This is a genomic window from Micromonospora sp. URMC 107 (assembly GCF_051386315.1).
In the GTDB taxonomy this organism is placed as follows: domain Bacteria; phylum Actinomycetota; class Actinomycetes; order Mycobacteriales; family Micromonosporaceae; genus Micromonospora.
On record NZ_JBPQTK010000277.1, the window covers coordinates 1 to 1,247 of the forward strand.

The following is a 1,247-nucleotide window of genomic DNA, read 5'->3' on the forward strand; positions in this document are numbered from 1 at the left end:
AACAGCAGGCCGCCGACCTCGTCGCCGAGCACTGGAACAGCTGACCCCGCAAGGAATGACGCCGCTGGCCGGCACCCCGCATCCGGGGTGTCGGCCAGCGGCGTCCGTGTCGGCGGACGCTCTCAGCGGCGTCTGCGTTCGACAGCGCCGGTCAGCGGGGCGCGGCGGCGTGGACCCGGACGCCGCCGGCGCGGAACTGGCCCAGCTGACCGGCTGCACGCTGACCGCCCTGCTCCTCCACGCTGCCGCCGGCGAGCTCCAGCGTGACCTCGCCGAGCGGGAGGCGACGCACCTCACCGGGCATGGTGGGCTCGGCGCGGCGGCCGGCGGGAGAGGGCACCGGCGGACGGTAGCACCGGGTCGACCGCACGCGGGTGTCAACATGGGTTGACATTGCCCCGATGTCAACGTAAGTTGACGACATGAGTCAGGCAACGGAACTCGCGGCGGCAGCCGGCAGCACCGACCCCCGGGTCGGGCTGCGCGCCGTCCGCGCGCTGCGCCGGTTGCTGGAGCGGCTCGAGGTGGTCCAGGTGGACAACGCCCGTCGACAGGGCTGGTCCTGGCAGGAGATCGCCGACGAGCTCGAGGTCAGCCGGCAGGCGGTCCACAAGAAGCACGCCGGGCGTCCGGCGGTCGGATCCTCCTGGGAGGCGTGATGTTCGAACGGTTCACCGACCGGGCCCGCACGGTCGTGCGGCACGCCCGGGACGAGGCCCGGACCGAGGGCCTGCGGCCCGTCGGCACCGAGCACCTGCTGCTCGCCCTGCTCGCCGACGGCGAGAGCCTCGCCGCCCGGGTGCTCGCCGACGCCGGTCTGCGCGCCGACGACCTGCGGGCCCGCGTCCGCCGGCACGCCGAGCGGGGGGCCACCGGCCTCGGCGACGCCGACGCCGCCGCCCTGCGCGAGATCGGCATCGACCTGGCCGCCATCGTGGCCCGGATCGAGGAGTCCTTCGGCCCGGACGCGCTGCGCGAGGCCGCGCCGGCGCCGCGCCGCCGCTGGGGTCGCCGGCGGTACGCGGGCGGCCCCTTCTCCCCGCGCGCCAGGAAGGTGCTGGAGCTGGCGTTGCGGGAGGCGCTGCGACTACGCCACCGCCACATCGGCACGGAGCACATCCTGCTCGGCGTGCTCCGCGAGGGGCACGGGCTCGGCGCCCTGGTGCTCACCGAGGCCGGGGCCGACCTCGACGACCTGCGCCGCCGCGTGGAGACCGCCCTCCGCACCCCGGCCTGACCTCCACCCC

At 76.1% G+C, this 1,247-nt stretch carries 3 protein-coding genes; 2 read left to right on the forward strand and 1 reads right to left on the reverse strand.

Going from position 1 to position 1,247, the window contains the following annotated elements; translation table 11 throughout:
• Nucleotides 1-151: 151 nt before the first annotated feature.
• A complete protein-coding gene (locus ACSNN9_RS28470; protein ID WP_436676391.1) occupies nt 152-340 on the reverse strand; it encodes a hypothetical protein in 189 nt (62 codons plus the stop codon).
• Nucleotides 341-422: 82 nt separating this feature from the next.
• Between ACSNN9_RS28470 and ACSNN9_RS28475 the strand changes: the two genes are divergently transcribed.
• On the forward strand, nt 423-659 hold the full coding sequence (locus ACSNN9_RS28475; RefSeq protein ID WP_089001290.1) for an HTH domain-containing protein: 237 nt from the start codon (nt 423-425) through the stop codon (nt 657-659).
• Nucleotides 659-1,237, forward strand: coding sequence for a Clp protease N-terminal domain-containing protein (locus ACSNN9_RS28480; RefSeq protein ID WP_436676392.1), 579 nt, complete (start codon nt 659-661; stop codon nt 1,235-1,237). The genes ACSNN9_RS28475 and ACSNN9_RS28480 overlap by 1 nt, the downstream gene beginning before the upstream one ends.
• Nucleotides 1,238-1,247 lie beyond the last annotated feature (10 nt).